Raw genomic sequence first — 25,782 nt, 5'->3', positions numbered from 1 at the left:
CGGGTCATGGAGTGGCGGGGGGCTGCTGCGGCGCCTCGTCCGCCGGATCGGCGCCGGAAGCCGCATCAGGGGCCTTGGCCGCGGGCCCGTCAGCCGCCGGAGCGGCGTCGGGCTCCGCATCAGGCGCGGCCCCTGCGGGCGGCAGCGGTCCGTCGGCAGGACCGGTGTCGGCCGGATCGGCCCCGGGCTCGGGCGGAGGGTTCAGCGCGTCCAGTCGCTCGATCGCCGCGTCGGTGATGTCGGCGGCACCCCTCGACAACACCACGGATCCGCGGTCGATCAGCACCAGCGCGGCACGTTCCTGCATCAACCCCGCGAGGATGGGCAGGGCCTGCTCGACGATGCGCTGCCGTTCCTCGTCACGCTGGCGTGTCACCGCCCGCGACTTCGCTTCCTGCGCCCTGCGGATGCCTTCGACCTTCGTGTCGAACTCGGCAGCGAGGCGGCGGAACTCTGCGGCGGGCATGGTGCCGCGGCGGGCCGTCAGGTCGCGTTCCTCGGCCTCGAGCGCCGCCTCGATCTCGCGGTTCTCGGCGATCAGGCTGCGCGAGGCCACCTGAAAGCGCTGCTCGACCGTCCGGCCCAGATTGGTATCCGTGATGAGACGGCTCTGATCGATGACGGCGACTCCCGCCGGAACGGCGGGAGCATCGATCTGCGCCCGGACGCCCCCCGGCAGGGCCAGCGCAAGGGCCAGAGCCAGGGCCGGAAGGCGATGCATCAGAACCGGGTCGAGATCGTCAGGTCGAAGAACTGCTCCTTGTCGTAGTCCTGCTTCTCGATCGCCTTGGCGAAGTTGAAGCGCAGCGGGCCGATGGGCGTGGTCCAGAAGACCGAGACGCCGACCGAGGAGCGCAGGTGGAAGTCGTCGTCGACGATGTCCTCACCGTCACTGCTGTCCGCCCCGCCGTCGACCTCGTCCAGGCTCCATACCGAGCCCGCATCCATGAAGAGGCCACCCTTGAAGCCATATTCCTCGGGCAGACCCAGCGGGAACTCCGCCTCGAGCCGCGCCACGGCAAAGTAGTTGCCGCCGAGTGCATCCTCGTTGTCGACCGACAGATCGCGCGGGCCGATGCCATTGGGCTCGAAGCCGCGGATCTTGCCGTTGCCGAAGAAGCGGTCGGTCACGCGCGAGGGATCGTCGCCGATCATGCTGAGCACCCCGCCTTCGACGATGGCGCGGACGGTGATTTCCTCGTTCCAGACCCGACGCTCGGCGAGGGCCAGCGCGGTGGTCGAGATGTACTCGACATCACCGCCGACGCCCGCATAGTCCTGGCTGAAGCGCAGCAGGTTCCGGCCGGTCGGGTTCAGGCCGCCCCGGTTCGAGTCCCAGGAGTAGCTGTAGCCCACGGCCGAGGCCAGCAGCGCGCCGCGCGCTTCCTCGTCGATCAGGATGATCGAGGACACGTCGTCGTCGTCATCCGTGTCGTTCGGTCCGCCGTCCACGTTCGAGATCTTGTCCTCGGACACCGTGTAGCGCAGTTCCAGCCGGCCGTTCTCGCTGACCGGGAACTCGATCGAGGGGGAGATGCCGATCTTGCGCGTATCATAGCGCGAATACTGGTTGTCGGTCTCGCGGTAGTAGGCGTTGAATCGGAACCGCAGGTCACGGCCGAGGAAGGCCGGCTCGATGAAGTTGAGCTGCGTGTTGATGTTGTCGGTCCCGGTCGAGACGTCGAGGCCGAGAGTCTGGCCGCGGCCGAGGAAGTTCTGCTCGGAGAAGCCGATCGAGAAACCGGCGCCGGAGCTGACGCCGTAGCTCACGCCGAAGCTCAGCGAGCCGGTCGGCTGCTCCTCGACATCGACGTTGACGACGACCTGGTCGGGGTTCGAGCCCGGCTGCGTGTTGACGTCGGCGTTCGAGAAGTAGCCGAGCGCGCGGATACGCTCGGCCGACTGGCGGACTTCGCGCGGGTTGAAGGGGTCGCCCTCGACCGTCCGGAACTGGCGCCGCACCACCTCGTCGAGGGTGGTCGTGTTGCCTTCGATGTCGATGCGCTCGACGAAGATGCGCTCGCCGCGCACGAGCGCGAAGTTCACGTCCAGCGTCTGGTTGCGCTCGTTGCGGGTGATGCGCGGCTCGACCCGGACGAAGTTCAGCCCCCTCTGGAGCGCGAGCGCCTCGAGCCGGGCGATGTTGTTGTCGACGATGGCCGGCGAGTAGGACACCCCGCGGCGGATGCGCAGGGCATCCTGATAATCGGCCGCATCGATGCCCTCGATCTCGGACGAGGCGGTGATCTGGCCGAACTTGTAGCTCTGTCCTTCCTGGACGGTGAAGGTCAGGAAGAAGGCATCGCGTTCGCGCGTGACCTCGGCGGTGGCGTCGAGCACCTCGAAGTCGATGAAGCCGCGCGAGAGGTAGAAGTCGCGCAGGAGCTGCTTGTCGAGTTCGATCCGCTCGGCGATGAACGTGTCGGAGGCGATGACGCTGCGCAGCAGCCCCGCCTGCTTGGTCTCGAGCACCTGACGCAGGCGACGGTCGGAATAGGCGCGGTTGCCGACGAAGGACAGGCGCTCGATCTCGACAACCTTGCCCTCGGCGATGTCGAAGACGAGGTCGACGCGGTTGCCGGAGCGGCGGATGATCTTCGGCGTGACGGTGGCGGCGATGCGGCCCTGGACGCGGTAAGCCTCGGTGATGGCGGCAGCGTCGGCCTCGGCCTGGGCAGGATTGTAGGCCCGGCGCGACTGCGATTTCACCAGCGTGGCAAGGTTCTCGTCCTTGATCCTGGCGTTGCCTTCAAAGTTGATGACGTTGATCGTCGGATATTCCTGCACCCGGATCACGAGGGTGCCGCCCTCGGGCACGATCTCGACGGTCTCGAACAGGCCGGAATCGGCGAGGCGCTGATAGGCCTCGTTCAGTTCGCCACCCGAGATCGCCTGGCCGCGGTTGATCCGCGCGAAGCCGAGGATGGTCGAGACGTCAACCCTCTGGTTGCCTTCGATCCGGACATCCGAGAATGCGTAGTTCTGCGCCAGCGCCGGCAGGGTAAGGCCCGCCGCTACACCTGCCACCCCGAGGAAAACCGACACGGCTGCAGGCCTGATCAGCCCGCGGTCCTGTCCTGCCCGTCCGCCCCTCGCCCGGTTCCTCACCATTCGCCTGCCCTCGGTCGTTTTCTTTCCGTCCTGCCTAATGGACATGGCAGGTTTTGTCAAAAGCGCAGGCAGCCTGCAAGCAAAGCCATCGGCATGTGATGCCGCATCACCTCACCAGGGCTGAACGGCCTGTGCGAGCATCGCCGCCGCAGCCAGCGCCAGCGCCACCAGTCCGAAGGACAGCAGGAGGTCACGGTTGAGATTGACAAGGTAGACGAGACCCCGGGTGCCGTAGATCACGCTTTTCATCTTCTTCTCCGCAAGGCTGGTGCACAGCTCCCGCGTGGCAGAGGATTGTGGCCGCATTGGGGCGCAGGCATGCCCCGCGGACCCTCGGCGGCAACGCGCCGCGCAGGGCCCTTGGGAGGCCCTTGGTCGGAACGACAGCGGCCGCCCCGATGGAGGCGGCCGCGTGGAACGTCCGGGGAAGTGTTCCGCCCTCGGGCGTGGTCCGGCTCAGCAGAGTATGTCGTTCGAGACGGCAAAGACCATGAGCGACAGCAGCATGGCGAGGCCGGCCGTCATGAGGATCCGCAACACGCGGTCGCTCGGCGGCTTGCCGGTGACGGCCTCGTAGGCGTGGAAGACCAGATGCCCGCCGTCGAGGATCGGAACCGGGAAGAGGTTCATCAGGCCGACCGCCGTCGAGAGCATGGCGATGAACCAGATGAAGTTGCCGGCCCCCTGCGATGCAGCCGCGCCGGAAATCTCGGCGATGCCCAGCGGGCCCTGCAGGTTGCACGACGAGATCGCACCCGTGATCATGTGCCAGAGGCCAGAGAGACTCGTGGTGATGATCGTGTAGGTCTGCTGAATGCCGAGCCAGACGGCCTCGATCGGGCCGGGCGTCCGCGTCTCGGGTTCGAAGAGCAGGCCGCCCGACAGGCCGATCAGCCAGCGGGTCTCGAAGCCGCCGCTTGCAAGCGGGATGTCCATGCGCCGCGGGGTCAGCGTCACGTCGAAGGTCTCGCCTGCGCGCCACACCGACAGGGTTACCGGCGCACCGTCCGACCGACCCACCGCGTCCCGCAGTTCGCGGAAGGACGCGATCTGCACCCCTTCGACCGCCAGTATGACATCGCCCTCTTCGATCCCGGCGTCATTCGCCCCGGACGGGGCCTGAACCGCATCCACCACCGGCGGGAAGGGATAGGGACCGGTCAGGGTCAGCTCGGACCCGTTGCGGTCGATCCGGTACTCGGCCGAAGGTGCAGGCGGCAAGGTATTCGCCACGCTGATGAAATCGGCAAGGGTGTCCGTCTCGCGCCCGTCTACGGCAAGGATGCGATCGCCCTTCTCCATCATCTGGGCCGCACCGGGCAGGTTCTTCATCTCTCCGACGACGGGCAGTTCGGTCGCCACGCCCTTCACCATGAAGAAGCCGCAGAAGACGATGATCGAAAGGGCGAAGTTGAAGAGCGGGCCCGCCGCGACCGTGGCCGAGCGCGCCCAGAGCGGCGCGCCGTGCATCGTGCGCCCCCGCTCCTGCTCGTTCAGTTGGTGCACCGTCACGCTCGCCCGGCTCGAGGCTGCGTCCGCATCGCCGAGGAAGCGCACGTAGCCGCCGAAGGGAAGGGCCGCGAGTTGCCAGCGCGTTCCGCGCCGGTCCACCCGCGAGGCCACAACCGGCCCCATGCCCAGCGAGAAGACCTCGGCGTGGATCCCCGACCAGCGGCCGACGATGTAATGCCCGTATTCGTGGACCGCGACGACGATGGAAAGTGCGATGACGAAGGCGATAACCGTCCAGACGACCCCGCCGAACTGGGGCACGAGACTGACAATGTCCAAGAGCTGCTACCTTTTCTGCTGGCGGAGATCGGCCGCTTCTGCTGCCGCTTTCCGAGCGAGATGGTCCATTGCAAGCACTTCCTCAAGGGTGTCGGGCACTTTTCCGAACAGCGGATCGGCGGAAACTCCCGCCAGCGTGTCCTCGACGACCGCCGCCATGTCGAGGAATCCGATGCTCCCGGCGATGAAATGGTCGAGCGCGATTTCCTTGGCGGCGTTGAAGGCGGCACCCGACAATCCGCGCTTCGCCATGACCTCGCGCGCAAGGCGCAGCGCCGGAAACCGTTCCTCGTCAGGCTTCTGGAAGGTGAGGCTCGCGATCTGCGCGAGGTCGATCCGGGCAACGGGCACCTCGCCGCGCCCCGGCCAGTTCAGCGCGAAGCCGATGGCATGGCGCATGTCGGCCGGCCCCAAATGGGCCATGATGCCCCCGTCGCAGAAACCCACCATCGCATGGACGATGGATTGCGGGTGAACGACCGCCTCGATCCGGTCCGGCTCGAAGCCGAAGAACTCGCGCGTCTCGATCAGCTCCAGCGCCTTGTTGAACATCGAGGCACTGTCGATCGAGATCCGCTGGCCCATGGACCAGTTCGGATGGGCCTGCGCCTGCGCCACGGTGCAATCCCGGATGCGCTCGAGGCTCCAGTCGCGGAAGGGTCCGCCGGAGGCCGTGATGATCACGCGTTCGACGCAGGTCGTGTCCTCGCCGGCGAGGGCCTGGAAGACGGCCGAATGCTCGCTGTCGACCGGCAGGATGGTCGCGCCATTCTCCTCGGCCGTGCGCATCAGGAGTTGCCCCGCCGTCACGAGGCTTTCCTTGTTGGCAAGCGCCAGCGTCCGCCCGTGCTTCAGCGCGCGCATGCCCGGCACGAGGCCGGCCGCGCCCACGATGGCAGACATCGTCCAGTCGGCGGGCCGGTCGGCGGCCTCGGCGATGGCCTGCGTGCCGCCCGCCACTTCCGTCCGCGTCCCGGCCAGCGCCTCGCGCAGCGCGGGCAGGCACTCTTCATGCGCGGTGACGGCGAGTTCTGCCTTCAGCGCGCGCGCCATCTCGGCAAGGCGCGCGATGTTGCGCCCTCCGGTGAGGGCCACGGTCCGGAAGGCCTCCGGCCCTCCCTTCCTCATCACGAGATCGAAGGTGGATTCGCCGATGGAGCCGGTGGCTCCGAAGATCGACAGGCTGCGCATGATGCCGTTCAGTTCCCCATTACCGGCAGCGGCAGGTCACCGAGCATCCCCAGTACGAGAACGGCGAGCACCGCCCCGGTCAGCGCGTCGAACCGGTCCAGCACTCCGCCGTGGCCCGGGATCAGCGAAGAGCTGTCCTTGACCCCGGAGCGGCGCTTGATCCAGCTCTCGACAATGTCCCCGAGTTGTCCTGCCAGCGCGATCACGGGCGACAGGATGATGAGGCCCCAGCCTGCACCCGCGATAATGGAGAATCCAAGACCCACAATTGCCGCACCCAGCCAGCCCGCGACGGTGCCCGACCAGGTCTTGTTGGGGCTGACGGCGGGCCAGAACTTGGGGCCCCCCAGGCTGCGACCGACGAAATAGCCCATGACGTCAGAGGCGACCACCACGAGGATCAGCCAGAGGATCGCGACGGAACCGCCCTCCTCGCGCAGCATCACGAGACCCGCACCCGCCGCCATCAGCGCGATGCCGTAGATGAAGAAGATCCGCCGGTCGCGCCTTGCGCCGACAAGACCCGCTGCCGGCACGAGGGCGAGGCCGGCGAGCGCCAGCATCCTCTCGTGCTCGAAGACCAGATCCAGGACGCCCGTCAGGACGGCCGCCGCCAGAAGGCCCACGAGTATGTTGGCCACGGGCCGGGCCGGAGCCGTCATCCGAGCCAGTTCCCACAGCATCAAACCCGTGAGCAGGATCACGAGAAGCGCGAAGGGCACGCCGCCCAGCCACACCTCGATGGCCCCGACCGAGAGCATGATCGCGGCCGAGATCATCCGGCGGCGCAGATCGCCCCATCGGCCCTTCGGCTTCTCGGGCCTCGTCATGCGCGCAGGACCCCTCCGAACCGCCTCTCGCGCGAGGAGAACCGTTCGATGATCGTCTCGAGCTCGCGCGCCGTGAAGTCCGGCCAGAGCGTGGGCGTGAACTCGTATTCCGCGTAGGCGGACTGCCACGACAGGAAGTTCGAGGTGCGCGTCTCGCCCGACGTGCGGATCACGAGGTCCGGGTCGGGGATGCCGGCGGTGTCGAGCCGCGCGGTCAGCGCCGCCTCGTCTGCCTCCTCGGGACGCAGACGACCCTCGGCCACGTCAAGGCACATGCGTTGCGCGGCCCGGGCAAGTTCGTCCCGGCCGCCGTAGTTGATCGCAACCGTGAGGTGCAGGCGCTGGTTGTATTGCGTCCGTGCTTCGATCCCCGCCATGAGTCTCTGCAGCTTGGCATCCAGCCGGGTCCGGTCGCCGATGAAGCGCATCCGCACGCCTTCCTTGGCCAGACGGTCTGCCTCGCGCTCGATGTAGCGGGCGAAGATCGACATGAGGCCCAGCACCTCCTCGGTCGACCGCTTCCAGTTCTCGGTCGAGAAGGCATAGACCGTCAGCCAGCGGATCCCGAGGTCGGGCGAGGCCTCCACGATCTCGCGCACCCGCTCGGCGCCCCGGCGGTGACCGACGAGACGCGGCCAGCCGCGGTTGACCGCCCAGCGTCCGTTGCCGTCCATGATGATGGCGACATGGTCTGCACGTCTCTGGGGAGGATCCGCCTCTCGCGGCTCGGTCACGGCCAAGGCATTCCCCTTCTCTCTGGGATGGTCAAGCGGGCTGGGACGGGTGAAGGGAAGCATGAGGTGCAGCTCAGACCTGCATGATTTCCTTCTGTTTTTCTTCCAGAGCCTTATCCACGGCCGCGATGGCCTTATCGGTCAGCGCCTGCACCTCGTCCGACCACATCTTCTGGTCGTCCTCGGCCATGCCGGCGGTCTTGGCCTTCTTGATCTGGTCCATGCCGTCGCGGCGCACGTTGCGGATCGCGACGCGGGCCTGTTCGGCGTAATGCGCGGCAACCTTCGAGAGCTCCTTGCGGCGCTCCTCGTTCAGCTCGGGGATCGGCAGGCGGATGATCGGACCGTCCACCACCGGGTTGATGCCGATGCCGCTGTCGCGGATCGCGCGCTCGACCTTCGAGATCATGCCCTTGTCCCAGACGTTGATGACGACCATCCGCGGCTCGGGGACGTTGATCGTGCCGAGCTGGTTCAGCGGCGTCTGCTGGCCGTAAGCATCGACATGGATCGGCTCGAGGATGGAGGCCGAGGCGCGACCGGTGCGCAGCGAGCCGAACTCGGTCCGCAGCGCATGCATCGCGCCATCCATCCGGCGCTGGATCGCATCGAGGTCGATCTCGAGGTCATCTTGCGACATGTTCTGTTTCCTTCACGTTCCGCACGGGCGGTTCTGCCGCTCTATAGCAGCAGCGCTTCGCCATTGGTATAGGCTCGGGGGATGGGCTCAGCCGTGCACGCGGGTATAGGTGCCCTCGCCGCGCAGGATTCCGCAGAAGCCGCCGGGCTCGTCGAGCGAAAAGACGATGATCGGAAGATCGTTGTCCCGGGCGAGCGCGATGGCCGAGGCGTCCATCACGCCCAGATGCTTCTGCAGGCATTCGTCGTAGGTGACGGTTTCGTAACGCCTGGCATCCGCGAACTTGCGCGGATCCTTGTCGTAGACCCCGTCCACCTTGGTGCCCTTGAAGATCGCCTGGCAGGCCATCTCGTTGGCGCGCAGCGTGGCCGCGGTGTCCGTTGTGAAATAGGGGTTGCCGGTGCCTGCGGCGAAGATACACACCCGCTTCTTCTCGAGGTGGCGCACCGCCCGGCGGCGGATGTAGGGCTCGCAGACCTGATCCATCGGGATCGCGCTGATCACGCGGGTGAAGATGCCAAGCGATTCCAGCGCCGCCTGCATGGCAAGCGCGTTCATCACCGTGGCGAGCATCCCCATGTAGTCGGCCGTCGTCCGCTCCATCCCCTGCGCCGAGCCCTGAAGCCCGCGGAAGATGTTGCCGCCGCCGATCACCATGCAGATCTCGACACCGAGCCGGTGCACCGCCTGCACCTCGCGCGCGATGCGCTGGACCGTCGGCGGATGCAGCCCGTATCCTTGGTCGCCCATCAGGGCCTCGCCGGAAATCTTGAGCATCACACGCTTGTAGGTCACGGCTGTGCTCGCCGGCGCGGCTTCGCTGGTCATGGGATCTTCCCGTCCGTCTTGTTGATTGGAATTGACTGCGGCGCAAAATGTCGGAAAACGACCCGGGGTTCAACCGCGTTCGGCCGGAGCAGGCCGAAGCCCTTCCCCGACGCCCGCGCGCATCGCCTTGTGCCCCCTCTCGACCGGGATCCGCCCTCCGTTGTTCCTTCCTTCCGACATTCCGCATGACCGGCCCGTGCTGATCGCGGGTCCGACGGCCTCGGGCAAATCGGCCCTCGCCGCCGAGATCGTCGCTCGCGGCGGCGGCGTGGTGGTCAATGCGGACGCCCTTCAGGTCTATGACTGCTGGCGCATCCTCTCGGCCCGGCCCACGGCTGCCGAGGAGGCGCGTCTGCCCCACCGGCTCTACGGCCATGTCGCCCGCGAGGCGGTCTACTCCGCCGGGCACTGGCTGAAGGACCTGCGGGCCGTGCTCGCCGAAGGCGCGCGGCCCGTCATCGTCGGTGGAACAGGACTTTATTTCTCGGCGCTGACACAAGGTTTGGCGGAGGTTCCTCACACGCCGTCCGAAGTGCGCCGGCTGGCCGATACCCGGATGGCCGAAGCGGGACTCGCGCGCATGGTTGCCGACCTCGACGAAGCCACGGCCGCGAGGATCGACCTGCGCAACCCCGCCCGGGTCCAGCGCGCATGGGAGGTCCTGCAGGCTACGGGGCGCGGCCTTGCCGACTGGCAGGCGGAGACCGGAGCACCGCTCCTCCCGCTGGAGCGGACGGCCGCGCTGGTGATCCGGCCGGATCGCGACTGGCTCGCCGACCGCATCGACCGGCGCTTCGACGCGATGATCGAGGCCGGGGCGCTCGATGAGGTGCGGGCGGCACTTCCCGGCTGGGATCCGGCGCTTCCGTCGTCGCGCGCGATCGGCGCACCGGAACTCGTGGCGCATCTCCGTGGAGCCCTCACCCTCGCCGAGGCCGTCGCCGCTGCCAAGTTGGCAAGCCGGCAGTATGCCAAGCGCCAGCGCACGTGGTTCCGCAACCGGATGCGCCAGTGGTCGGAGATCCGCCTACCCTGAGGCCGCGCCATGTTTTTGCTTCCGGGTCCGTCTCGGCGCTGGTTATCTGGCCCAAACAGATCCGGAGGCTGCCATGCCTGAGAGTGCCTCGCCTGCGGCCCTGCGGCTTGTGGCCATCCCGCGCCTCGCTGCCGGAGGCCGGTGGCGCGTCGAGGCGATGCGGTCGCTGTCCGAGCCGCTGCTCTTGTGGTTCACCAAGGGACAGGGCCGGATCACCGTGGCGGGCGTCACCCGTGGCTACACGGCACACAATGCGATCTTCATTCCTGCGAGCACGATGCACGGCTTCGAGGTCGGGGTGCACTCCTTTGGCTCGGCGGTCTTTTTCGGACGCGGCGGCCTCGTTCCCCTTCCCGGCCAGCCCCAGCACCTGCGCATCCGCGAGGCGCCGGTGCAGCAGGAACTCAACGTGATGCTCGACACCATAGGCCGCGAGATCGAGGCCAGGGCAACCGCGTGGGAGCGTGCCGTCGATCACCACGCCGGCCTCCTGGGCGTCTGGCTCGAGCGGCAGGTGGCGCGCCTCGGGGCGGCCGAGCCGCTGGATGCAAGCCGCCGGCTCGTCGCGCGCTACACCGAACTGCTCGAGCGCGACTTCCGCAGTGGCCTCGGCGTCGGGCATTTCGCGGGAGCGCTCGGAGTGACGGCGACCCACCTCAGCCGCTGCTGCCGCCAGACCTGCGGCCGTCCCGCCTCGTCGCTGCTCCACGATCGCGTGCTGTTCGAGGCCCGCCGGCTTCTCGCCGAGACCGACCTGCCGGTCAGCCGGATTGCGCAGTCGCTCGGCTTCACCTCGCCCGCCTATTTCACCCGTGCCTTCGGCCATCTTACCGGCCAGTCGCCCTCGGCCTTCCGCCGTGCCTCGTGACGGAGGAACGGGATCGGCGCGCAGGGCGTTGACGCGCGAAGCAATTCCGGGCGCAATGGGCGGGACCGGACGATGCGGCGGACCAGCAGGGAGACCGACATGACCACCGACCGACTCCACCCCTCGGCCCTGACAGATGCAGCGGAGGTGGCCTCTGGCCGGATGAGCCGACGCGAGTTCCTGAGCCGGTCCACCGCGCTCGGCGTCTCGGCTTCCGCGGCCTACGCGCTCATCGGCCTTCCGCTCCCCGCCCGCGCGCAGGAGACGCCCCGACCGGGCGGGACGCTGCGGATGGAGATGGAGACGCGCGCGCTGAAGGATCCGCGCACGGCGGACTGGTCGCAGATCTCGAACTTCACCCGGGGCTGGCTCGAATATCTGGTGGAGTACGAAGCCGACGGCACCTTCCGGCCCATGCTGCTCGAAAGCTGGGAGGCGAACGACAACGCCACCGAATACCTGCTGAAGGTTCGCCCCGGAGTGAGCTGGTCCAACGGCGATCCCTTCACGGCCGAAGACGTCCGGCACAACTTCGAGCGCTGGTGCGATGCCTCGGTCGAGGGCAATGCCATGGCCGCGCAGATGACCGCCCTGCAGTCGGAGGGCAAGCTGAACCCCGAGGCGATCGAGGTGGTCGACCCGCAGACGCTCCGCCTCACCCTCGCGCAGCCGGACATCGCGCTGATTGCGAACCTCGCCGATTATCCCGCTGCCGTCGTTCACAAATCCTATGAAGGCGGCGATCCTGCGACCGATCCGGTCGGAACCGGGCCCTATCTGCCCGAGACGGTCGAGGTGGGCATCCGCATGGTGCTGGTGCGCAACGAGACCCATCCCTGGTGGGGCACCGAGGTCTACGGAGGCCCTTGGCTCGACCGGATCGAATATCTCGACTTCGGCTCGGATCCCTCGGCCGCCGTGGCGGCGGCGGGCTCGGGCGAGATCGACGCCACCTACCAGACCGTGGGCGAGTTCATCGAGGTGCTGGACGGGCTCGGCTGGGCCAAGTCCGAGGCCCGGACGGCCACCACGCTCGCCATCCGCTTCAACCAGGACGCCGAGGAGTACAAGGATGTCCGCGTCCGCCGCGCGCTGCAGATGGCAACGGACAACGCCGTCGTGCTGGAACTCGGCTATTCCGGCCACGGGCGGGTCGCCGAGAACCACCATGTCTGCCCGATCCATCCCGAATATGCCGAACTGCCTCCGCTTCAGGTGGATCGCGAGGCGGCCCTCGCCCTGCTCGGCGAGGCGGGCATGGCTGATCACGAGTTCGAGCTCGTCTCGCTCGACGATGCCTGGCAGGCGGCCTCCTGCGATGCGGTGGCGGCGCAACTCCGTGATGCCGGGGTGAAGATCCGCCGGACGGTGCTTCCGGGCGCAACCTACTGGAACGACTGGCTGAAGTTCCCCTTCTCGGCCACCGAATGGAACATGCGTCCGCTGGGTGTGCAGGTCCTGGCGCTCGCCTATCGCTCCGGCGTTCCGTGGAACGAATCCGCCTTTGCGAACGAGGAGTTCGACCGGAAACTTGACGAGGCCATGTCCATCGTCGACCCCGGCCGGCGGCGCGTGCTCATGGCCGATCTCGAGCGGATCCTGCAGGAGGAGGGCGTGCTGATCCAGCCCTACTGGCGCTCGATCTTCCGTCATGTCGATCCGAAGGTGAAGGGCGCGGAGGCGCATCCGACCTTCGAGCATCATCACTACAAGTGGTGGATCGACGCCTGAGCCTTGCGGCGGGCCTCGATCCTCCTGCGCCGGCTGGGCGTCCTACTCGGCACTGCCCTGTGCCTGAGCCTGCTCGTCTTCTGGCTCACGCATCTGCCGCCGAATCTCGAGAAGCTGGCGAAGTCGCAGGGCTCGGCGCGGATGTCGGACGAAGAGGTGGCAAGCTGGCTCGAGCGGAACGGGTTCGACCGGCCGGTTCCGGTGCTCTATGGCGAGTGGCTGGGGCTGCTGCCGCGTGAGGGCTGCGGACGATGCGGCGTGCTTCAGGGCGACTGGGGCCAGTCCACGGTCTTCCGGCAGCCGGTCTCGGCCGTACTCGGGCGCAGCCTCTCGGCCACCGGCTGGCTCATGCTCTGGGTGATGATCGTGATGGTGCCGGTTTCGCTCGCCCTGGGCGTGCTGGCGGGCATGCGCGAGGGCTCTCGCACCGACCGCACGATCTCGGCGGCCACGATCCTGACGGCGGCGACGCCGGAATATGTCTCGGGCGTGGTGCTGGTCGCGCTTCTGGCCTCGGCCACGGCCGGGCTCTCGCCCATCCTGCACGAGGCGGGCTGGATCGAGCGCCGCACGCTCTTCCAGGGCACGGCCTCGGGCGCGATGAGCGGCATCACCTTCTGGAACTTCGCCCTGCCGGTCGCGACCATCGCGCTCTACGGGATCGGCTACATCGCCCGCATCACCCGCGCCTCGATGGCCGAGGTGATGGCGCAGCCCTATATCCGCACCGCCCGGCTGAAAGGTGCGGGCATGGGCCGGATCGTCCTCGTCCACGCCCTGCGCAATGCGCTTGTGGCGCCGGTCACGGTGATCCTGCTACAACTTCCCTGGCTTCTGAACGGGGTGGTGATCGTCGAGACGCTCTTCGCCTACAAGGGCTTCGGCTGGACCCTGGTGCAGGCGGCCGGCAACAACGACATTGACCTGCTGCTCGGCGGCTCGGTGGTCGCGGTGACGCTGGTGCTGGCGACACAGGCCCTGTCGGACCTCGCCTACCGCGCGCTGAACCCGCGGCTGAGGACAGCCTGATGGAGGCGCTGACCTGGGTCGAGATCCTTGGCCGGATGGTGCTGCGCTTCGTGCCGGTCTGGGCGGGGCTCGTCCTTATCCTCGGGACGGGCTACCTCGCGCGGCGCAGGCTGGGCCTTCCGGGTCGGCTCTTCGGCAGCGGGATCGGCGTGGCGGGGCTCGCGATCGTGCTCTTCTGGCTGTTGACCGCGCTTCTGGCCGGTATGGTCGCGACCCACGACCCGCTGGCCCAGCTCTCGGGCCTGAAGAACGCGGCCCCCGGAAGCCCGGCACCGGGATCGGCCTACCCGTTCTACCTCCTTGGCGGGGACAGCCTCGCCCGCGACAGCTTCAGCCGCATGGTGGTGGGCGCACGCCGCGTGCTGGCCATCGCACCCGCGGCGACGCTCTGCGCGCTGGCCGTAGGGGTGCTTCTCGGCCTTCCGGCGGGCTACATCGGCGGGCGCCTCGACGGGGTGCTGTCCTTCCTTGCCAACCTCGTGCTGGCGTTCCCGGTCATCCTGCTCTTCTACCTCCTCGTCACGCCCGAGATCCGCGAGACGGCGCTGCCGCGGGCGTTTGCCGCGGTCCTCTTCCTGATCCCGGTGCTGTTCGTGCTGCTCCTCTGGCACAGCCGGTTCCGGACGCAACCCGGCCGCTGGGCGGCGGGGCTCGGACTGATCCTGGGCCTCGGGCTCTGGCTCTGGTCGGGGTTCGCGCTCGATGCCGACCCCTTCGGGATCTGGCGGCTGGACCCCGGCCTCCTGACCGTCTTCGTGGCGGTGGTCTTCGTGAACGCCCCCACGGCCTTCCGCATCGTCCGGGGCCTGGCTCTCGACCTCAAGGGGCGCGACTACGTGGCCGCGGCCCGCACCCGCGGCGAGGGTCCGTGGTTCATCATGCTGTGGGAGATCCTGCCCAATGCGCGCGGGCCTTTGATCGTCGATGCCTGCCTGCGGGTCGGCTACACCACGATCCTGCTCGGCACGCTCGGCTTCTTCGGCCTCGGCGTCTCGCCCGAGAGCCCGGACTGGGGCTCGACCATCAACGACGGGCGGCGCTTCCTCGCGATCTATCCCCATGCCGCCGTCGTCCCGGCGCTGGCGCTGATGAGCCTCGTGCTCGGGTTGAACCTGCTCGCCGATGCCCTGCGCGAGGAGAGCCTGAATGACTGACCCCGTGCTCGAGATCGCCGACCTGACCGTCAGCTTCGGCACCCGCCGCGGGCGCTTTCCGGCGGTCGAGGGCTTCGCCTGCCGGGTCGCACCGGGCGAGGTGCTGGGCCTCGTGGGCGAATCGGGCAGCGGCAAGAGCACCGTCGCGCTGGCGATCATGCGCGACCTCGGGCCGGCGGGCCGGATCGAGGGCGGCTGCATCCGCTTCGGCGGGCAGGACCTGACGGGCCTCGGCGAGCGGGCGCTGCGCCGCGTTCGCGGAGCGGGCATCGCCATGGTGGGACAGGAGCCGATGGCCGCGCTCAATCCCGCCATGCGCATCGGCGCGCAGCTCGCCGAGGTGCCGCGCCTTCACGCCCGCGTCTCGCGCGCCGCGGCGCGGGACGCCGCCCGGCAGGCGGTGGAGGACGTCCGGCTGCCCGACCCGTCGCGCATCCTTGCGAGCTACCCCCACCAGCTTTCCGGCGGGCAGCTCCAGCGGGTGGCCATCGCCATGGCCCTGATGGCCCGGCCGCAGCTCCTGATCCTCGACGAGCCGACCACCGCGCTCGACGTCACGGTCGAGGCCGGGATCGTGGAGCTTCTGCGCGACATCCGCCGCACGCAGGGCACGGCCATGCTCTTCATCAGTCACAACCTCGCACTGATGGCGGGGATCTGTGACCGGCTCTCGGTGCTTTATTCCGGCCGGCTGGTCGAGAGTGCGCCAGCCGACCGGATCTTCGGCGCGGCGCGCCACCCCTATACCCGCGCCCTCCTGCGCGCCCTGCCGCGGATCGAGGGGGAACGCGCGCCGCCGGTGCCGCTGGCCGGCGGCCAGCCGCTGCCGCACGAGCGGCCGCCGGGCTGCGCCTTCGCCCCCCGCTGCCCGCACGTTCGGCCCGGTCTCTGCTACCGCCCGCCGGTGCCGCTGGAAGAGCCCGCCCCGGCGGAGGCGGTGCGCTGCCTGCGTTGGCGCGAGATCGCGGAGAACGAGCCTCCGGCGGAGGTCCGGCCCGAACCTGCAATCGGCGGTGCGGTGCTGGAGGTCGAGGGCCTCACCCGCCGGTTCCGCTCTCGCCGCGGCACGGTTCACGCACTGGAGGGGGTGAGTTTCGAAGCGCGCAAAGGCGAGACGCTGGCCATCGTGGGCGAATCCGGCTGCGGCAAGAGCACGCTCGCGCGGCTGCTGATGGGCCTGGACCGCCCGGACGGCGGCCGGATAAGGCTGATGGGCACCGAGGTGCAGGACCGTCCCGCCGGACGGCGGCCGATGGCGCTGACGGCGGCGATGCAGATGGTGTTCCAGAACCCCTCCGACACGCTGAACCCCTCGGCCACGGTGGGCCGGCAGGTCATGCGGGCACTGGAACTCTTCCGCGCCGCCCCCACGCTCGGGGCCCGGCGCGAGCGTCTCGGCGCCCTGCTCGCACTGGTGCGGCTGCCCCATGCTCTCGCCGGTCGGATGCCGCGCCAGCTTTCGGGCGGGCAGAAGCAGCGGGTGGGCATCGCGCGGGCGCTGGCGGGCGATGCCGCGATCCTCGTCGCGGACGAGCCCGTCTCGGCGCTGGATGCCAGCGTGCAGGCGGCGGTCATCGAGACGCTGCTCGACCTGCAGAGCGACCGGCGCGCGACGCTGCTCTTCATCAGCCACGACCTCGCGCTGGTCCGGCAGATCGCGGACCGGGTGATGGTGATGTATCTGGGACGGGTGATGGAGATCGGGCCCGCGGCCGAGGTTTTCGCGGGCCCTTCGCATCCCTACACGCAGGCCCTGCTGGCCGCCGCGCCGCGGGCCGAGCCCCGCGCACCTGCCCGGCCGGTCGCGGCCGGCGATCCGCCCTCGGCCCTCGTGCCGCCGGGCGGCTGCCCGTTCCACACCCGCTGTCCGCGCCGCGCCGAGGTTCCGGGCACGCTCTGCGCCGACCGCCTGCCCCCTCTGGCCGAGGTGTCGCCCGGCCACGGGATTCGCTGCCACCTGCCGCCCGAGGTCCTGCGGAAGGACGGGTCCAACGACGAAGGCCCCTTGCCCTGACCTTTGGCCGCGGCGCATCCGCGAGTCCAGTCGTCATGCGCCCGGATCTCCGGCGGCAGGGACTGTCTTTTAGAGGAGGCCGGCTGCTCCCCCGCCATCCGCAGGGATTCGCAGCCTCATGGCGCAGGCTTGTGCGGGCGAACCTCCGTGCGACTGTCGCGCCGCAAGCGGATCCCGGGCGCTAGTCCTTCTTGCCGAGGTGCTTCCTCAGCCGCGAGGGGGTGCGGAATTTTCGCTCCTTGAAGGGGTTCTTGTCGCCCTGCCCGCGCATGGTCAGCCGGATCGGCGTGCCCGGCATGTCGAAATGATCGCGCAGGCCGTTCACGAGGTAACGGCGGTAGCTGTCGGGCATCTCGTCGGGGTGCGAGCACATGACGACGAAGCCCGGGGGACGGGTCTTCACCTGGGTCATGTAGCGCAGCTTGATCCGGCGGCCGCCCGGAGCCGGCGGCGGATGCGCCTCGACCATGGCGCCGAGCCAGCTGTTCAGCCGCGCCGTGGTGATCCGGCGGTTCCAGATGTCATGCGCGCGCAGGATCGCAGCATGCAGCCGGTCGAGCCCGCGACCGGTGCGGGCCGAGACGGTGACCAGCGGCGCGCCACGCAACTGCGGCAGCAGCCGATCGAACATCTCCTTGAGTTCGGCCAGCTTCTCCTGCTTCTCGCCCTCGAGGTCCCACTTGTTGACGGCGACGACCACCGCCCGGCCCTCGGTCTCTGCGAAGTCGGCGATGCGCAGGTCCTGCTGCTCGAAGGGGATCTCCACGTCGAGAAGCACCACCACCACCTCGGCGAAGCGCACGGCACGCAGCCCGTCGGCCACCGACAGCTTCTCGAGCTTGTCCGAGATCCGCGCCTTCTTGCGCATTCCGGCGGTGTCGAAGATCCGGATCGGCGTGTCCCGCCACTCGGAGCGCACCGAGATCGCGTCGCGGGTGATGCCCGCTTCGGGACCGGTCAGCAGGCGGTCCTCGCCGATGATCTTGTTGATGAGCGTGGACTTTCCCGCATTGGGCCGCCCGATCACGGCGATCTGCAGCGGCTTCCTGTCGGTCGGCTTGTGCGCCTCGGGATCGGCCTCGACATCGGCCTCCTCCTCCGGGACGTCCACGTCGACCACCGGCGCATCGGCGGCGGCGCGCTCGGCGAAGCCTTCCGAGATCGGGCGGAGGATGTGGTAGAGGTCATCCATCCCCTCGCCATGCTCTGCCGAAAGCCGGACCGGCTCGCCGAGCCCCAGACTCCAGGCCTCGATGGCGCCCGCGTCGCCCGCGCGGCCCTCGGCCTTGTTCACGCCGAGGATCACATGGGCGTTCTTCTTGCGCAGGATGTCGGCGAAGACCTCGTCCGAGGGCGTGACGCCGACCCGGCCGTCGATCAGGAAGAGGCACACATCCGCCATCTCGACCGCCCGCTCGGTCAGGCGGCGCATCCGGCCCTGAAGGCTGTCGTCCGTCACCTCCTCGAGTCCGGCCGTGTCGATCACCGTGAAGCGCAGGTCGATGAGCCGGGCATCGCCTTCGCGCAGGTCGCGTGTGACGCCGGGCTGATCGTCCACCAGCGCCAGCCGCTTGCCGACGAGACGGTTGAACAGCGTGGACTTGCCCACGTTGGGGCGGCCGACAATGGCGAGGGTGAAGCTCATCGGGGCCTCCGGAGGCAGCTTTGGCGGGTCAAGCCCGGCTCCCTAGCAGAGACGGCGGTCAGCGGAAAGCCAGAAGTTTCCCGTTGGCCGAGACGACATACAGCACGCCGCCCGCCACCGCCGGCTGCGCCGCGGCCCCGCCCGGCAGTTCGGCCGAGCCGGTAAGCGCGCCATCGACCGGGCTGAAGAACCGCACCACGCCGTCCGAGGAGGCGACGACCAGCCGGCCACCGGCGAGAACCGGCCCGTAATGGGCGGTGATGCCCTTGCGGCGCTTGGGCTTCGCATTCTCCCAATAGGGCATGTCGACCGACCAGATCACCTCGCCCGTCTCCGCATCGAGTCGCACCAGCCGCGCCTCGTCGGACACGAGGAAGACAGAGCCACCCGCCACGGCGACCGGCGCGAGCGCGCCCTCGGTGGCCGACCAGACGGTCTCGCCCGAGGCGGTCGAGAGGGCGACGGTGCGCCCGGCCGAGCTGCCGACATAGATCGTGTCACCCGAGACCACGGGATCGCCGGTGATGTCGCGGAACCCCGTATAGCCCCGGCCCAGCCGCTCGCCCGCCACCTGCGAGGACCAGAGCTGCGAGCCGCCCTCGCGCAGGACGGCGATCAGCTGGCCGCTGTTGAAGGGGAAGAGCACGGTGCGGCCCGCCACCGCCGGAGCCGCGCCACCGATCATGCCGGTGCTCGACGGCGCGCCCGGAAGCTGCCAGCGCACACGGCCGTTGCTGGCGTCAATCGCCCAGGCCGAACTGTCCCGGCCGGTGACATAGACCGTCTCGCCCTCGATCATCGGGGCCCCGGTCGCCGGAGCGCCAAGCTTCTGACGCCAGAGCACCGCACCCGAGGCAGGATCGAGCGCCACAACTTCGCCAAACCCGGTGGTCGCGAAGAGCCGTCCGGCACCATAGGCCAGGCCGCCGCCCGAGACATGGGTCGCGCTGTCGGCCGGCGGGGTAATGTCGACCCGCCAGAGCTGTCCACCGGCGGTCGAGGTCGCCTGCACGTCGCTCATCGCATCCATGGTGAAGATGCGTCCCTCGGCCACGACCGGCGCAGCCGAGATCCGGTTGCGCCGGCTGTTGCCCGTCCCGATCTCGCTGCTCCAGGCGAGCTGGGGCGCGGCCGAAAGGCTCGCATGCGGCGCGAGATGAGCCGCATTGCCGCCGCGCTGCGGCCAGGACGCATTGGCCGTGGCGGCGGGAAGCGACACCGGCAGAGACTGGTTCATCCGCAGGTTCGTGCGATCCACCGGCGAGGGATTGCCTTCCGACGGCAGGCTCGCCTCGAGCGGGGCGCGCACATCGAAGCGTTCGCCGGGGAGGATGAGTTCGCGCTCGCCGCAGGCGCCGAGCAAGCCAAGAAGCACAAGTCCCGAGACTGCTGTCGTCCGCTTCACCGTGAAAACCCTCTTCAAGTCCCTGCCCGTCCCCTTGCTGCCGTGTCAGCCGGCCTGGGTTTCGCCGCCAAGGGCGGTGATCATCTGTTCAGCACGCCGCCGCAGGCCGGGCGTCGCCTCCTGGTCCTGCGTGAGGCCGCGCAGCGTCTCGATGGCCTTGGCCGGCTCGCCCGCCTCGATGTCGAGATAGGCCATCTGTTCGAGCGCGAGTGCGCGGTAGGGGCGCCCGGGCGCCGAGATCCCGTCGAGCGCCGCGCGCCGGTCCGGCACCGACAGGTCGGCGCCGGCAAGGATCACGCGGCGCAGGACCGCCAGATCGCGGTAGACCGGTGAAAGCGAGGCATCTGCGGCCACGCGGTCGAGCGCGGCCATCGCCGCGGCCCGGTCGCCGGCGGGGTCCGAGGCCGCCATCAGATCGCGCAGTGCGGCACGGCCTCCCTCGGCCGGGATCGCCTCGACCGCTGCGCGCCTTGCGGCGGCATCGGGCGCTTCGAGTGCGGAAAGGACCGCATCGCCGAAGGCCTGGGACTCCGCGCGATGCCGGGATTTCTGCCATTCGACATAGGCGGCCCCGCCGACGATCGCGATCACGATCACGACGGCGATCCAGCCATACCGACGGAAGTAGCCGAACAGCCGTTCGCGGCGGACCTCCTCGGTCACCTCGTCGATGAAACTCTCGGGGTTGCTCAAGGCCCTCTCCCTCGCTGGTGCCTTCGTCTTACACGCAAGCCCAAGGGCTTGCCAAGCCCCGCTCCCGGCCGACGAGGGCCCGTGGGCGGAGCGCGTCGCGCGCCGGAGCGGGTGTCAGGCCGCCGCGTCCTCGTCCTCTTCCTCGGCCGACTGGCGCGCCCACATCGCGGCATAGCGGCCGCCCCGTGCGAGGAGCTGCTCGTGCCGCCCCTCTTCGACGATGCGCCCCTCCTCGAGAACCACGATCCGGTCGGCATCGGCGATGGTCGAGAGCCGGTGCGCGATGGTGATCACCGTCCGCCCTTCGCCCATCTCGCGCAAACTGTCCTGGATGTCGCGCTCGGTCTGCGTGTCGAGCGCCGAGGTGGCTTCGTCCAGAAGCAGGATCGGCGGGTTCTTCAGCAGCGTCCGCGCGATGCCCACGCGCTGCTTCTCGCCCCCCGAGAGCTTCAGGCCGCGCTCGCCCACCAGGGTGCCATAGCCATCGGGCAGGCGCAGGATGAAGTCGTGGATCTTCGCGGCCCGCGCCGCCGCCTCGACCTCCTCGGGCGTGGCGCCGGGGCGGCCATAGGCGATGTTGTAGAACACCGTGTCGTTGAAGAGCACGGTGTCCTGCGGCACGACGCCGATCTGCGCATGCAGCGAGTCCTGCGTGACAGAGCGCAGGTCCTGTCCGTCGATGCGGATGGCGCCCTCGTTCACGTCGTAGAAGCGGAAGAGCAGCCGTCCGATGGTGGACTTTCCCGACCCCGAGGGGCCGACCAGCGCAACCGTCTCGCCGGCCTCGACACGGAGCGAGATGCCCTTGAGGATCGTGCGCCCCGCATCGTAGCCGAAGCGGACGTTCTCGAACTCGACCGCGCCTCCCTCGACCTCGAGCGGCCGCGCGTCCGGCGCATCCGTCACCTCGGCCGGCTGGGCGAGCAGGCCGAACATCTGGCCCATGTCCACAAGCGACTGGCGGATCTCGCGGTAGACCGTGCCCAGGAAGCCCAGCGGCAGGGTGATCTGGATCATGTAGGCGTTGACCATGACGAAATCGCCGACCGTCAGCTGCCCCGCCTGCACCCCGAAAGCCGCCATGACCATGACCGCCACCAGCCCTGTGGTGATCAGGAGGCTCTGGCCCGCGTTCAGGAAGGCGAGCGACTGGCCGGTGCGGACAGCCGCCTGCTCGTAGCCCGCCATGGCCGCATCATAGCGCTGCGCCTCGCGCAGTTCGGCGCCGAAATACTTTACCGTCTCGAAATTCAGAAGCGAGTCGATCGCCTTCTGGTTCGCATCGGTGTCCTGCTCATTCATCTTGCGGCGGATCTGCACCCGCCATTCCGTGACCTTGAAGGTGAAGGCGACGTAGAGCGCGATCGTGGCCACGACCACGAACATGTAGGACAAGCCGAAGACCACCGCGAAGATGATCGCCACGAGGGTCAGTTCGATGAACAGCGGCCCGATCGAGAACAGCATGAAGCGCAGCAGGAAATCGACGCCCTTCACGCCGCGTTCGATGATGCGGCTGAGGCCCCCGGTCTTGCGGCTGATGTGGTAGCGCAGCGAGAGCCGGTGGATGTGGGTGAAGGTCTCGAGCGCGAGTTGGCGCAGGGCCCGCTGGCCCACGCGGACGAAGATCGCGTCGCGCAACTCGCCGAAGGCCACCGAGCCCAGCCGCGCGAGTCCATAGGCCACCGTCAGGCCGACCGCGCCGAGGCCCAGCATGAGGGCCGGGCTCGGCGCCTCGCCGGCGAGCCCGTCGACAGCGGCCTTGTAGAAGAAGGGCGTGGAGACCGAGATCACCTTGGACAGCACGAGCATGACCATCGCCAGGACGACGCGCCGTTTCACCCAGGTCTGGCCCTTCGGCCAGAGATAGGGCCCCATGCGCTTCATCGTCGCCCATCCGCTCAGTTCGGGCGGATCGACGGGCGTCGGACCCGGCCTCTGTCTCGCTTCGCTCATCGGGGATCTCCTCGGAGTGCCCTACCTAATCCTCGCGTTGCGGGATTGCCAGAGGCGGGAAGATGAAGCGCGCCCGGCCCGCACCGACCGGCGCCCACCCTCCACGCAAGGGAAGAAAGGCAACCGCGGGGCGCGGGATGTCCTTGGCGCATCGGGCAGGCTCACCTATTCGGTGGGCGCCGGCAGGGTGAAGACCTGTCCCGGATAGATCAGGTCCGGGTCGCGGATCGCGATCCGGTTTGCCTCGTAGACCTTCACGTAGAGCGTGCCCTGGCCGAAGTTCTCCTCGGCGATGCGCCAGAGGGAGAAGCCGGGCTGCACCGTCACGGTCACCGGCGCGCCGGTGGGCGGCTCGCCATCCGCCGAGGCCACGAGGCCTCCGGCGGATGCGCCTTCAGGCGCCTGACCTTCGGTGCCGGGCACCACGGGCGCGCTTTCGCCCGCAGCCGAGGATCCAGCCGCGGTCGGAGCCAGCGGAGCATTCTGCGCCTCGAGCGCGGCCGCCACGGTCTCGTGGGTCTCACGCGCGAAGGGCGTCTCGAACCGTGCCACGACCTCGCCCGCGCCATCGATGCGGTCGGCGCGCAGCTGGTAACGGCCGGGCTCGATGCCCGTGAGGCTCGCCCCCCAGGTTCCGTCCGGCGCGATGGTCACGGTCGCGATCTCGCGGTTGTCGAGGTAGAGCCGGACGAAGTCGCCCGCCACCCCGCGGCCCGACAGCAGCACCGAGCCGTCCGAGGCATAGGAGATCGTGTCGACCGACACGCCGGCCAGTTCGTCGAGCGTCTCGCCGGCGGACTGCAGCACCTTCACCTCGCCGTCACCGAGGAGAAGCGCCGCCGGTGCCCGCGGCTCGGGTGCGGTCGGCGTTACGGCGCCCTCCGGGGCGTCACCCGCTTCCGCCAGTTGCGCAGCAGACGTCGTCAGGATCGGAGCCACGATCACGCTGCCTTTCGACAGATGCTCGCTGCCGTCCTCCAGCACCATCCGCAGGGACAGCCGCCGCGGCCGGTCGTCGGCGGGAAGCGAGAACATCACGGCGAAGCGGTTCGCGGCATCCGCAGTGGTCGCGGCGGCCTCGTCGCCCTCGACAAGCACGGACACTTCAGCCCCCCGCTGCGCCCGACCCGCGACAAGGGCGGATCCGTCGCTCTCGATCCGCACCACGTCGAAGGCGGGCTGCACCACGAGTGCCGGGGCCGGACCCTCTGCCTCGGGCACGACATCGGGCTTGCGCGCCACATCCGGAGCGGCTTCGGGCGGAGCGGCCGCGGGAACCGGCGAGGACGGATCGGCAGCGGGCGCGCGGAGGCCGGCGGAGGCCGGCGGATCGGCCGGTGCCTCGAGCGCCGCGGGCGGCACATCCGGCATCTCGCGCAGGGTCCAGCCGAGATAGCCCAGACCTCCTGCCGCGGCCGCGCCACCGGCCGCAAGGGCCGCCCAGGCGCCCGGTCCCATCCTGGCAATCAGGGGCATTTCCATTCGCTCCCGGCGCGGCCGACCGCGCCTGACTTGTCACGGTTACAGGAACGCGGATATCAAGGCCGGACGCAAGCCCTTATCCACAGGTCCGCCATGTCCTCCCTCCGTTCCGTCTGCGTCTTCTGCGGCTCCCGCGCAGGTCTGAACCCTGCCTTTGCCCGCGACGCGCGAGACCTCGGTCGGGCGATCGCCTCAGAGGGGTGGAGGCTCGTCTACGGCGCCGGCGACGTCGGGCTGATGGGCGAGGTCGCGCGCGCGGCGCTGGCCGAAGGAGGGCGCACGATGGGCGTCATTCCCACCCATCTCCTCGTGCGCGAACAGGGCCGGCGCGATCTCGGGCAGATGGTGATCACCGAGAACATGCACGAGCGCAAGAAGGTCATGTTCATGAACTCGGACGCCATCGTGGTGCTGCCGGGGGGTGCGGGCTCGCTCGACGAGTTCTTCGAGGTGCTGACCTGGCGCCAGATCGGTCTGCACGAGAAACCCATTTTCCTGCTCGACACCGACGGCTACTGGCAGCCACTCCTCGCGCTCCTGGAAAACGTGATCGCGCAGGGGTTCGCCGAGGGCGGGCTGCGCGACTATTACGTCACCGTTCCGGACGTGCCGACCCTCGCCGGCCGCCTCCGCGCTGCCCTGTCCTGACGCAGCGCCTCCAGCGAGTAGAGCGCGAGCGCACTCCAGATCAGGCCGAAGGCAATGGCATGCCAGCCGGTAAATGGCGCGGCGAACACCGTGACCGCACAGAGGAATTGCAGCGTCGGGTTCAGATACTGCACAAGCCCCAGCGTGGCCAGGCCGATCCGCCGCGAGGCGTAGGAGAAGAGCATGAGCGGCACGGCAGTCATCACCCCCGAGAAGGCGAGGAGAAGCGAAACCTTCCAGCCCGTCCCGAACCAGCCGCCGGCGCGGTCCGCTTCGGATGCATGGCCAAGATGGACCGCCCAGAGCCACCCTGCGGCCAGCGGTGCGAGAAGCAGCACCTCGGCCGTCACCGAAACAACCGGCCCCGCCGCGATGCGCTTCTTCAGCAGCCCGTAGATGCCGAAGGTGCCGGCCAGCGTCAGCGCGATCCACGGCGCGACGCCGAGGCCGAACGTCAGCACCCCGACCGCCGCCGTCGCGAGCGCAACGGCGATCCCCTGCCCCCTGCTCAGACGCTCATGGAACACGAGCACGCCGAGCGCCACCGCGACCAGCGGGAAGATGTAGTAGCCGAGGCTCGCCTCGAGCGTATGACCCGACTGGACCGAGAAGATGAAGAGAAACCAGTTGGCCGAGATCATCACCGCCGCCAGCGCCACCTCACCCGGGTGACGGGCGAGAAGCGCGAAAGCTTCCCCCAGACGACCCTGCCCGAGCAGGATGCCGCCGAAGAAGACCAGCGACCAGAGCGTGCGGTGGCTCAGCACCTCGAGCGGCGGCACCTCGGCCACCTCGCGATAATAGAGCGCGGAGGTGCCCCAGATCACGCAGGTCGCCACCATCGCGCCGATTCCTCTGGTCGCGTCCCGCATCCTGTCCCTCCGGTCGAACGCCCTGCCATAGGCCTTTGCGGCGGCGGACGAAAGCCCCGTGCCGCGCGCCGCCCTGCATCGGATCCCGCACCCGGTCGGGCGTCGCGGGGCAAGGAACGAGGTG

22 protein-coding genes are annotated in these 25,782 nt (G+C 69.1%); 7 read left to right on the top strand and 15 right to left on the bottom strand.

Annotated features, from left to right (window positions below; all coding sequences use genetic code 11):
- Positions 1-4 precede the first annotated feature (4 nt).
- The 9 genes from ACTVZP_RS03725 to pyrH form a co-directional block, all read right to left on the bottom strand.
- Complete coding sequence (locus tag ACTVZP_RS03725) at positions 5-721, bottom strand: OmpH family outer membrane protein (RefSeq protein ID WP_443210739.1); 717 nt, start codon at positions 719-721, stop codon at positions 5-7.
- Positions 721-3,111 carry an outer membrane protein assembly factor BamA gene (gene bamA, locus ACTVZP_RS03720; protein ID WP_443210738.1) on the bottom strand — a complete coding sequence of 797 codons (2,391 nt, stop codon included), beginning with the start codon at positions 3,109-3,111 and terminating at the stop codon, positions 721-723. Before bamA ends, ACTVZP_RS03725 begins: the two co-directional genes overlap by 1 nt.
- Positions 3,112-3,222: 111 nt before the next feature.
- Entirely contained in the window at positions 3,223-3,360 is a 138-nt protein-coding gene (locus ACTVZP_RS03715) for a hypothetical protein (protein WP_443210737.1), read from the bottom strand.
- A 207-nt stretch (positions 3,361-3,567) separates the two neighbouring features.
- Positions 3,568-4,902: an RIP metalloprotease RseP gene (rseP, locus tag ACTVZP_RS03710; protein ID WP_443210736.1), complete on the bottom strand. Its 1,335-nt coding sequence runs from the start codon at positions 4,900-4,902 to the stop codon at positions 3,568-3,570.
- Positions 4,903-4,908: 6 nt separating this feature from the next.
- Positions 4,909-6,093, bottom strand: a complete 1,185-nt coding sequence (dxr, locus tag ACTVZP_RS03705) for a 1-deoxy-D-xylulose-5-phosphate reductoisomerase (RefSeq protein ID WP_443210735.1) — start codon at positions 6,091-6,093, stop codon at positions 4,909-4,911.
- A gap of 8 nt (positions 6,094-6,101) precedes the next feature.
- On the bottom strand, positions 6,102-6,923 hold the full coding sequence (locus tag ACTVZP_RS03700) for a phosphatidate cytidylyltransferase (RefSeq protein ID WP_443210734.1): 822 nt from the start codon (positions 6,921-6,923) through the stop codon (positions 6,102-6,104).
- Complete coding sequence (gene uppS, locus ACTVZP_RS03695) at positions 6,920-7,663, bottom strand: polyprenyl diphosphate synthase (RefSeq protein WP_443210733.1); 744 nt, start codon at positions 7,661-7,663, stop codon at positions 6,920-6,922. Before uppS ends, ACTVZP_RS03700 begins: the two co-directional genes overlap by 4 nt.
- A 67-nt stretch (positions 7,664-7,730) precedes the next feature.
- Positions 7,731-8,297 carry a ribosome recycling factor gene (gene frr, locus ACTVZP_RS03690; RefSeq protein ID WP_443210732.1) on the bottom strand — a complete coding sequence of 189 codons (567 nt, stop codon included), beginning with the start codon at positions 8,295-8,297 and terminating at the stop codon, positions 7,731-7,733.
- 87 nt (positions 8,298-8,384) lie between these two features.
- Complete coding sequence (pyrH, locus tag ACTVZP_RS03685) at positions 8,385-9,125, bottom strand: UMP kinase (RefSeq protein WP_443210731.1); 741 nt, start codon at positions 9,123-9,125, stop codon at positions 8,385-8,387.
- A 148-nt stretch (positions 9,126-9,273) separates the two neighbouring features.
- On the opposite strand from pyrH, the gene miaA reads away from it, so the two are divergent.
- The 6 genes from miaA to ACTVZP_RS03655 all read left to right on the top strand — a co-directional run bounded on the left by miaA (position 9,274) and on the right by ACTVZP_RS03655 (position 16,957).
- Entirely contained in the window at positions 9,274-10,161 is an 888-nt protein-coding gene (gene miaA / locus ACTVZP_RS03680; protein WP_443210897.1) for a tRNA (adenosine(37)-N6)-dimethylallyltransferase MiaA, read from the top strand.
- Positions 10,162-10,234: 73 nt separating this feature from the next.
- Positions 10,235-11,029 carry an AraC family transcriptional regulator gene (locus tag ACTVZP_RS03675; protein ID WP_443210730.1) on the top strand — a complete coding sequence of 265 codons (795 nt, stop codon included), beginning with the start codon at positions 10,235-10,237 and terminating at the stop codon, positions 11,027-11,029.
- Positions 11,030-11,128: 99 nt separating this feature from the next.
- On the top strand, positions 11,129-12,760 hold the full coding sequence (locus ACTVZP_RS03670) for an ABC transporter substrate-binding protein (RefSeq protein WP_443210729.1): 1,632 nt from the start codon (positions 11,129-11,131) through the stop codon (positions 12,758-12,760).
- Between the two features lie 3 nt (positions 12,761-12,763).
- Positions 12,764-13,789 (top strand): ABC transporter permease, encoded by a 1,026-nt coding sequence (locus ACTVZP_RS03665; RefSeq protein WP_443210728.1) that lies wholly within the window; start codon positions 12,764-12,766, stop codon positions 13,787-13,789.
- Positions 13,789-14,943, top strand: coding sequence for an ABC transporter permease (locus tag ACTVZP_RS03660; RefSeq protein WP_443210727.1), 1,155 nt, complete (start codon positions 13,789-13,791; stop codon positions 14,941-14,943). Before ACTVZP_RS03665 ends, ACTVZP_RS03660 begins: the two co-directional genes overlap by 1 nt.
- Positions 14,936-16,957, top strand: a complete 2,022-nt coding sequence (locus ACTVZP_RS03655) for a dipeptide ABC transporter ATP-binding protein (protein ID WP_443210726.1) — start codon at positions 14,936-14,938, stop codon at positions 16,955-16,957. Before ACTVZP_RS03660 ends, ACTVZP_RS03655 begins: the two co-directional genes overlap by 8 nt.
- Before the next feature lie 181 nt (positions 16,958-17,138).
- On the opposite strand, the gene der is transcribed toward ACTVZP_RS03655, so the two are convergent.
- From der to ACTVZP_RS03630, 5 genes are all read right to left on the bottom strand, one after another.
- Entirely contained in the window at positions 17,139-18,602 is a 1,464-nt protein-coding gene (gene der, locus ACTVZP_RS03650; protein ID WP_443210725.1) for a ribosome biogenesis GTPase Der, read from the bottom strand.
- Positions 18,603-18,660: 58 nt separating this feature from the next.
- Entirely contained in the window at positions 18,661-20,007 is a 1,347-nt protein-coding gene (locus ACTVZP_RS03645; RefSeq protein ID WP_443210724.1) for an outer membrane protein assembly factor BamB family protein, read from the bottom strand.
- 45 nt (positions 20,008-20,052) lie between these two features.
- Positions 20,053-20,700: a tetratricopeptide repeat protein gene (locus tag ACTVZP_RS03640; RefSeq protein ID WP_443210723.1), complete on the bottom strand. Its 648-nt coding sequence runs from the start codon at positions 20,698-20,700 to the stop codon at positions 20,053-20,055.
- A gap of 114 nt (positions 20,701-20,814) precedes the next feature.
- Positions 20,815-22,656 carry an ABCB family ABC transporter ATP-binding protein/permease gene (locus ACTVZP_RS03635; protein ID WP_443210722.1) on the bottom strand — a complete coding sequence of 614 codons (1,842 nt, stop codon included), beginning with the start codon at positions 22,654-22,656 and terminating at the stop codon, positions 20,815-20,817.
- A 165-nt stretch (positions 22,657-22,821) separates the two neighbouring features.
- A complete protein-coding gene (locus ACTVZP_RS03630) occupies positions 22,822-24,132 on the bottom strand; it encodes a LysM peptidoglycan-binding domain-containing protein (protein ID WP_443210721.1) in 1,311 nt (436 codons plus the stop codon).
- Between the two features lie 99 nt (positions 24,133-24,231).
- On the opposite strand from ACTVZP_RS03630, the gene ACTVZP_RS03625 reads away from it, so the two are divergent.
- Complete coding sequence (locus tag ACTVZP_RS03625) at positions 24,232-24,786, top strand: TIGR00730 family Rossman fold protein (RefSeq protein ID WP_443210720.1); 555 nt, start codon at positions 24,232-24,234, stop codon at positions 24,784-24,786.
- On the opposite strand, the gene rarD is transcribed toward ACTVZP_RS03625, so the two are convergent.
- Positions 24,726-25,658 carry an EamA family transporter RarD gene (gene rarD, locus ACTVZP_RS03620; protein WP_443210719.1) on the bottom strand — a complete coding sequence of 311 codons (933 nt, stop codon included), beginning with the start codon at positions 25,656-25,658 and terminating at the stop codon, positions 24,726-24,728. The two genes, ACTVZP_RS03625 and rarD, sit on opposite strands and share 61 nt — an antisense overlap.
- Positions 25,659-25,782: the final 124 nt, after the last annotated feature.

The sequence above is a fragment of the Rhodobacter sp. NSM genome (genome assembly GCF_052244495.1).
Lineage (GTDB): Bacteria > Pseudomonadota > Alphaproteobacteria > Rhodobacterales > Rhodobacteraceae > Cereibacter_A.
Note: the sequence above shows the minus strand (reverse complement) of the source record. Positions and strands in the feature narration are given on the sequence as shown.

What these genes read in the sequence shown, in the direction of transcription:
- ACTVZP_RS03675 (WP_443210730.1), top strand. Translation starts at nt 10,235, where the DNA reads ATGCCTGAGAGTGCCTCGCCTGCGGCCCTGCGGCTTGTGGCCATCCCG.
- rarD (WP_443210719.1), bottom strand. Translation starts at nt 25,658, where the DNA reads ATGCGGGACGCGACCAGAGGAATCGGCGCGATGGTGGCGACCTGCGTG.
- ACTVZP_RS03670 (WP_443210729.1), top strand. Translation starts at nt 11,129, where the DNA reads ATGACCACCGACCGACTCCACCCCTCGGCCCTGACAGATGCAGCGGAG.
- ACTVZP_RS03625 (WP_443210720.1), top strand. Translation starts at nt 24,232, where the DNA reads ATGTCCTCCCTCCGTTCCGTCTGCGTCTTCTGCGGCTCCCGCGCAGGT.
- dxr (WP_443210735.1), bottom strand. Translation starts at nt 6,093, where the DNA reads ATGCGCAGCCTGTCGATCTTCGGAGCCACCGGCTCCATCGGCGAATCC.
- frr (WP_443210732.1), bottom strand. Translation starts at nt 8,297, where the DNA reads ATGTCGCAAGATGACCTCGAGATCGACCTCGATGCGATCCAGCGCCGG.
- ACTVZP_RS03725 (WP_443210739.1), bottom strand. Translation starts at nt 721, where the DNA reads ATGCATCGCCTTCCGGCCCTGGCTCTGGCCCTTGCGCTGGCCCTGCCG.
- pyrH (WP_443210731.1), bottom strand. Translation starts at nt 9,125, where the DNA reads ATGACCAGCGAAGCCGCGCCGGCGAGCACAGCCGTGACCTACAAGCGT.
- ACTVZP_RS03660 (WP_443210727.1), top strand. Translation starts at nt 13,789, where the DNA reads ATGGAGGCGCTGACCTGGGTCGAGATCCTTGGCCGGATGGTGCTGCGC.
- ACTVZP_RS03655 (WP_443210726.1), top strand. Translation starts at nt 14,936, where the DNA reads ATGACTGACCCCGTGCTCGAGATCGCCGACCTGACCGTCAGCTTCGGC.
- ACTVZP_RS03630 (WP_443210721.1), bottom strand. Translation starts at nt 24,132, where the DNA reads ATGCCCCTGATTGCCAGGATGGGACCGGGCGCCTGGGCGGCCCTTGCG.
- ACTVZP_RS03715 (WP_443210737.1), bottom strand. Translation starts at nt 3,360, where the DNA reads ATGAAAAGCGTGATCTACGGCACCCGGGGTCTCGTCTACCTTGTCAAT.
- bamA (WP_443210738.1), bottom strand. Translation starts at nt 3,111, where the DNA reads ATGGTGAGGAACCGGGCGAGGGGCGGACGGGCAGGACAGGACCGCGGG.
- der (WP_443210725.1), bottom strand. Translation starts at nt 18,602, where the DNA reads ATGAGCTTCACCCTCGCCATTGTCGGCCGCCCCAACGTGGGCAAGTCC.
- ACTVZP_RS03700 (WP_443210734.1), bottom strand. Translation starts at nt 6,923, where the DNA reads ATGACGAGGCCCGAGAAGCCGAAGGGCCGATGGGGCGATCTGCGCCGC.
- ACTVZP_RS03635 (WP_443210722.1), bottom strand. Translation starts at nt 22,656, where the DNA reads ATGAGCGAAGCGAGACAGAGGCCGGGTCCGACGCCCGTCGATCCGCCC.